This is a genomic window from Microbacterium sp. (assembly GCF_049661145.1).
Taxonomy (GTDB): Bacteria; Actinomycetota; Actinomycetes; order Actinomycetales; family Microbacteriaceae; genus Microbacterium.
Map to the genome: position 1 here is coordinate 1 of NZ_JBASZT010000299.1, position 6446 is coordinate 6446.

Consider the following 6446-nt stretch of genomic DNA (forward strand, 5'->3'; position numbering starts at 1 on the left):
GCTGCGCGGCTTGCTCAGCAACGGCAAGGCAGTGGCTGGGCTCATCATCCTTGTCAGCTTTGCGGCCGTCGCCCTGCTGGCACCGGTGATCGCGCCGGGCGACCCGACCCTCATCCAAGGCCTCGGCGCCCAGCCGCCTTCGCCGGAGCATCTGCTCGGCACGACCGCGAAGGGCCAGGACGTGCTCGCGTTGAACGTGTGGGGGGCGCGATCGTCCCTGTTCGTCGGGTTCACCGTCGGCATCCTCGCGACACTTGTCGGCCTGCTCGTCGGCCTCGCCTCCGCGTACCTCAGCAAGACCGTCGACAATCTCCTGTCGCTCGTCACGAACGTGTTCCTGCTGCTGCCCGGCCTTCCGCTCCTCGTCATCCTCGCTGCGTTCCTCCCGCAGGGCCTCGGAACGGTCATCATCGTCCTCGTCATCACCGGATGGGCGGGCTCTGCCCGCGTGCTGCGCTCGCAGGCGATGTCGATCCGCGGCAAGGACTTCGTCTCGGCTTCACAGGTCACGGGCGAGTCGTCGCTGCGGATCATGTTCCGCGAGATGCTGCCCAACATGGCATCGATCGTGATGAGCACGCTGCTGGCCTGCGTCATCTTCGGCATCGGCGCCCAGGCCGGGCTTGAGTTCCTCGGACTCGGTGACATCTCCACCATCAGCTGGGGCACGAACCTGTACTGGGCGAGCAACGACGGCGCGCTGCTGACCGGATCGTGGTGGGTGTTCGTGCCGCCGGGCGTGTGCATCGCGCTCGTCGCGTTCGCCCTGGCGCTCGTCAACTACGGCGTGGACGAGACCACCAATCCGCGACTGCGCAAGCCCCGCCGCCGCGTCACACCGAACGAGCCGACCCTCGTCGCCGTTGCCGCCGAGCCCACCGACGCTGGTGAGCCCACGAAGGAGGATGCACGATGAGTGCGCCACTGCTGGAGGTTGAGAACCTCTCCGTCGAGTACGTCACCGAAGCGCGCACCGTGCGTGCCGTGGACCGCGTCGGCTTCACCGTCGGAGAAGGAGAGGTCTTCGGCCTCGCCGGCGAGTCCGGCTGCGGAAAGTCCACCATCGCCAATGCGATCCTCCGACTGCTGCGCGATCCGGCGGTCATCGCCGGCGGCGCCATCCGATTCCGGGGCGCCGACGTGCTCGGTCTGGACGCCGAGGAGCTCCGCGCGTTCCGCTGGCGGCAGGTCGCCATGGTCTTCCAGAGCGCCATGAACTCGCTGAACCCGGTTCTCACGATCGGTGACCAGATCGCTGACATCTACACGACCCACGAGGGCGTCTCCAGAAAGGTCGGGCTGCGCAGAGGCGCCGAGCTGCTCGACCTCGTCGGCATCCCGCACGACCGGCTTCGCTCCTACCCGCACCAGCTCTCGGGAGGCATGCGGCAGCGTGTGGTCATCGCGATGGCCACGGCCCTGCGTCCGCCGCTGCTGATCATGGACGAGCCGACGACGGCGCTCGATGTCGTCGTCCAACAGGAGATCATGGCGCAGATCAGGGATCTGCAGCGGGAGTTGGGCTTCGCGATCCTGTTCATCACGCACGACATGTCGCTGATGGTGGAGCTCAGCGACCGCATGGCGGTGATGTATGCCGGACGGTTCGTCGAGACCGCCTCGGCTCTCACCATCTTCGAGCAGCCGCGGCATCCGTACACCAGCGCCCTCATGAACGCCTTTCCCCCGATGAGCGGGCCGCGCACTCGGCTGAAGGGACTGGGCGAGGGCGTGCGATTCCACGACATCCCCGATCTCGCTCTCGTCGGACCCGGTCACTGGGCGGCGCCCGTCGACGGCGATGCGCCCCTGACGGAGGTGACCCGATGACCACGCAGACCTCCGTGATGTCCGTTCGCGGCCTGGCGAAGACGTTCACGATCGGGGGGATGTTCTCTCGCGACCGCGTGCGCGCGCTCGGCGGCGTCGACCTCGACATCGCCCCCGGTGAGATCGTCGCCCTGGTCGGAGAGTCCGGCAGCGGAAAGTCCACACTGGCGAGGTGTCTGGCCCGGCTGGAGCAGCCTTCGGGCGGCACGTTCCTGTTCGAGGGCAAGGACATCCTGAGAGCCGAGCCGCGCCGCGCGAGCCGGGCTTACCGATCAGCAGTGCAGATGATCTTCCAGGATCCGTTCGGTTCGCTGAACCCCGTGCACCGCGTGGGCCACTTCCTGGAGAGACCGCTGCTGCTGCACGACGCCGTCTCCGGGCGCGTCGAACTCGAGCGCGCCAAGCGGCGACTGATGGACAAGGTCGATCTACCGGCCGAGCTGCTGGATCGGTACCCGCACGAACTCTCCGGCGGTCAGCGTCAGCGTATCGCCATCGCCCGAGCCCTCGCGGTGAACCCGCGCCTCATCCTTGCCGACGAGCCCACCTCGATGCTGGACGTCTCCGTGCGCATCGGCGTGCTGAACCTGATGCGCTCGCTCTGCGAGCAGCAGGGCATCTCCATGCTCTACATCACCCACGATCTGGCGTCCGCCCGGTACCTGGCCGACCGGATCGTCGTGATGTTCGCCGGCGAGTTCGTCGAGGGCGGCGAATCGATGACGTTGCTGGCCGATCCGCAGCATCCGTACACCCGCTTGCTCATCTCGGCCGTCCCGGATCCGCACCGGCGCGGCAGCTTCGACGCTGTGGAGCGTGCGCGGCTGCGAGAAGAGGTCATCCACCCCACCTCGTGTCCGTTCGAGGGACGCTCCGACACGCCGTGCTCATCGGAGCACGCGGTCTTCCACACCATCGGGACGCAGCCGGAGCACTGGGTACGCTGCGGACTGTACGCACCGCCCTCGTCCGCCCCGGGCACCGCGCTCGAAGCGCCACCCACCCCCGAAGAAAGCCCCGCCGCATGACCGCGACACCCGCCCCCTCGATCGTTCCGGACGCGCTCGTCGCTCGCGCCGCGGCCGATCCGCACCGTCCTGCGTATCACTTCACGGCTCCCGCCGGCTGGCTCAACGACCCCAATGGCCTGACGCAGCGCGACGGTCAATACCACCTCTTCTACCAGTTCAATCCTCACTCCCCGGTGCACCACCGCATCCACTGGGGCCACGCGGTGAGCGTCGACCTGATCAACTGGCGCGATCTGCCGATCGCGTTGACCCCGGGCGAGGGACCCGATGTCGACGGATGCTGGTCGGGCGTCCTCGTCTACGACGGTGACACTCCCACGCTCGTCTACTCCGGTCGGCACGGCGACCGCGAGTTGCCGTGTGTGGCAACGGGCACGCCGGACCTCGTTGCGTGGACGAAGGATGCCGGCAACCCGGTCATCTCGGCCCCGCCTGCGGGTGTCGAGCTCACCGCGTTCCGCGACCACTGCGTGTGGCGCGAGGGCGAGAAGTGGCGGCAGCTCGTCGGCTCCGGCATCCGCGGTCAGGGTGGCACCGCCTTCCTGTACGAGTCCGACGATCTGCGCGCGTGGACCTACGTCGGTCCGCTTCTCGTCGGCGACGCCGGCGGCGACCGTGAGGCACCCGACTGGACGGGCACGATGTGGGAGTGCGTCGACCTGTTTCGCATCGGCGCCGACGCCTCCGGCTCCCGCGACGTCCTCGTCTTCTCTGCGTGGGACGACGGAGTGACTCACCATCCTCTCTACTGGTCGGGCAGGTACCAGGGCGACCAGTTCGCTCCGAGCGGCCTGCACCGGCTGGATCTGGGCGGCCGCTACTTCTACGCTCCGCAGTCGATGCGCGACGAGTCCGGGCGGCGGATCATGTTCGGCTGGATGCAGGAGGGACGGCCGGATGCCGACGCGCTCGCGGCGGGGTGGTCCGGTGTCATGTCGCTTCCGCGCGTGGTGACCGCTGAGCCTGACGGATCGATCCGTCAGGAGCCGGCGCCTGAGGTCGCGTCCCTCCGGGACGAGATCCTCGTGTCGGATCGGATCGCGCTCGGCCCGCATCCGGTGGAGATCGCGCGGGGCGACCAACTCGATCTGGATCTGCGACTGACGATCCCTGACGGGGGCTGGATCGAGATCGCGCTGCGGGCCAGCGGGGACGACGCACGCGGCGATGACGCCGCCGAGCGTACTGTCCTGCGCCTGCGCCGCCACGGCGACCGTGCCGACCTGAGTCTCGACCGGTCGCGCTCGAGCCTGGAACCCGATGTCGACGCGACCCCGCGCTCAGGTGCGGTGCCCATCGCGGGGGACGGCACGATCGACCTGCGGATCCTCGTCGACCACTCCGCTCTCGAGGTCTTCGCGGCGGGGGTGCCGCTGACGGCGCGGGTGTACCCGACTCGTGGCGATGCCCTCGGCATCCGTCTCTCGGGCGACGGTGTCATCGCCGAGGCGCGCGTCTGGTCGATGGTCGCGATCACGCGGCCGACGTCAGAGCCGTCGGCATGAGCATCTCCACCGGCTCCGACAGCGCGTCGAGCGCGGGACCGAGCATGCGACCCGCCTTCCACTTCTCCGTCCCCGACAACTGGAAGAACGATCCCCAGCGTCCGGTCTACCTCGCCGGCGAATACCACTACTACTACCTGTACAACGGCGACTACCTCGCCGGCGGGATCGGCACCTCCTGGCGCCGTGCGACGACGCGGGATCAGGTGAGCTTCGTCGACCACGGCGTCGCCATCGAGAAGTTCACGAACGGCAACGGTGATTGCTGGTCGGGCTCCCTCGTCGTCGACGCCGAGGACACGGCGGGATTCGGCGCGGGGGCGGTGATCGCCCTCGTCACCCAGGCTCAGACCGACCGGGAGCCGGAGGGGAGTCAGGCGCAGTTCCTCTGGTACTCGATCGACGGCGGCCGATCGTTCCGTCCAGGCGGGGACGACCCGGTGCTGGCGGCCCCCGAGATCACCGACTTCCGCGATCCGAAGGTGATCCGGGACGAGCGGCGCGAACGGTGGTTCATGGTTCTGGCCGAAGGCGACCGGCTCGGTTTCTACGCGTCGGCCGACCTGCAGAGATGGCGCAGGGTCGGTGAGTATGCGCGCGACGACCTCGGCCTGTTGGAATGCCCCGACATCTTCGAGATGACCGCCGACGATGGTTCCTCGCACTGGGTGCTCGGGGTCAGCGCGAACGCGAAACACCGCGGACTGCCCGCCACCTACGCGTACTGGACGGGGAGCTTCGACGGCAGCGGGTTCGTGCCCGACGCGCACGAACCTCGCTGGCTCGACTGGGGATTCGACTTCTACGGTGCCGTCACCTATCCGCACCACGACCCTTCCGGTCGGGAGGATCCGACCCTGCGACACGTCATCGGGTGGGCGAACTTCTGGGACTACCCGCACAACACGCCGACCGTCGTGACGGATGGCTACAACGGTGACGACATGATCGTGCGTGACCTGCGCCTCGTGCGCGGCGGCGACGGCTACCGGCTCACCGCCACGCCGACCGCCGCGCTCGACGGTTACACGACGCGTACGCACCGCCTCGGAGACCAGCGCGTCGTCGGTCATCTCGACCTCCAGGTGCGCGCATCGGCATACGACCTCACGTGCGTCATCGAATGGGACGGGGATGCCGGCGACATCGGGCTCGAGGTGTGCCGGACACTCGGTGGGACACGCTTCGTGGCGGCGGGGCTGAAGCCGGCGGACGCGGTCGCCTACCTCGATCGGACGATGACCGCCAACCCGACGAGCGGCCGGACGCAGGCGCCGTTCGCCCCCGAGCAGCGGCGCGCGGCGATCCGCCTGCTCGTCGACCGGACGAGCGTCGAACTGTTCGTCGGCGACGGTCTCACTGCGCAATCGCACCGGGTCTTCCCTTTCGCCGGCGACGACGGCATCCGCCTGTATGCGCGTGGCAGCGCCGCCGTGTTTCGCGACGTGACCATCCGCGAGCTTTCCGTTCAGCACGGCCGGAACGCCCAGTCGGGCAGGTGAGCAGCCGCGACGAACGAATGCACGATGGCGGCGAGTCCGTGCGCGGGCTCGCTGTGCAGCGCCTGGGTGGCGTAGTGGTCGGCGTGCGTCGAACGACCGAGCGCCCACGCGAGCCACCCGCAGACGGCAAGCGCGCCGGCGCGCCGACGGTTCGGGAGCAGCGCGGCGACCGTCCGACACAGTTCGAGCGCCGTCTCCAACCGCTGGGGGTCGGGGCGGGGACCCTCGCCCCACATCACTTCGGCCACATCCGCCGGGTAGTCACCGCCGCTCTCCCATCGCTGCTGCGCGCGAATCGCGAGGTCGCCCCCGTCGACGTCGCTCGCCCACTGCACGAGAGCGATGTCGCGCAGCGACGGGCGCGAAAGGCACCAGCCGATCATGGCCGCGCGCATCGGCGCGAGCTTCGCGGCATCCCACGTGAGTGCCGTCTCGAAGAGGCCCGGCAGATCGTCGAGCTCGGCAGCGGCTGCCAGCGCCGCCGGGTCGATCCGCGGCGCGGTCGCGCCCTTGTCCGCCGGCGCGATGCCGCAGAGCACGGCCAGCGCGGCATCGAGTGCGCGCATCGCCTGTGCGAC

The 6446-nt window shown here is 69.1% G+C and carries 5 protein-coding genes and 1 pseudogene; 5 read left to right on the forward strand and 1 reads right to left on the reverse strand.

Annotation, left to right across the window (positions count from 1 at the left end):
• From WBP48_RS12660 to WBP48_RS12680, 5 genes are all read left to right on the forward strand, one after another.
• Positions 1–916 (forward strand): ABC transporter permease (locus tag WBP48_RS12660; RefSeq protein ID WP_424440955.1); only part of this gene is annotated, 916 nt, incomplete at its 5' end.
• Positions 913–1830: an ABC transporter ATP-binding protein gene (locus tag WBP48_RS12665; protein ID WP_424440957.1), complete on the forward strand. Its 918-nt coding sequence runs from the start codon at positions 913–915 to the stop codon at positions 1828–1830. The genes WBP48_RS12660 and WBP48_RS12665, both read left to right, overlap by 4 nt.
• Positions 1827–2858, forward strand: coding sequence for an ATP-binding cassette domain-containing protein (locus WBP48_RS12670; RefSeq protein ID WP_424440959.1), 1032 nt, complete (start codon positions 1827–1829; stop codon positions 2856–2858). Before WBP48_RS12665 ends, WBP48_RS12670 begins: the two co-directional genes overlap by 4 nt.
• Positions 2855–4366 carry a glycoside hydrolase family 32 protein gene (locus WBP48_RS12675; protein WP_424440961.1) on the forward strand — a complete coding sequence of 504 codons (1512 nt, stop codon included), beginning with the start codon at positions 2855–2857 and terminating at the stop codon, positions 4364–4366. The genes WBP48_RS12670 and WBP48_RS12675 overlap by 4 nt, the downstream gene beginning before the upstream one ends.
• The gene (locus WBP48_RS12680) at positions 4363–5868 is read left to right on the forward strand and encodes a glycoside hydrolase family 32 protein (RefSeq protein ID WP_424440963.1); all 1506 of its coding nucleotides are present in this window, start codon (positions 4363–4365) and stop codon (positions 5866–5868) included. Before WBP48_RS12675 ends, WBP48_RS12680 begins: the two co-directional genes overlap by 4 nt.
• Here the strand turns inward: WBP48_RS12680 and WBP48_RS12685 are convergent.
• Positions 5835–6446, reverse strand: a pseudogene (locus WBP48_RS12685) (lipopolysaccharide biosynthesis protein); the annotation flags it as partial. The gene WBP48_RS12680 and the pseudogene WBP48_RS12685 sit on opposite strands and share 34 nt — an antisense overlap.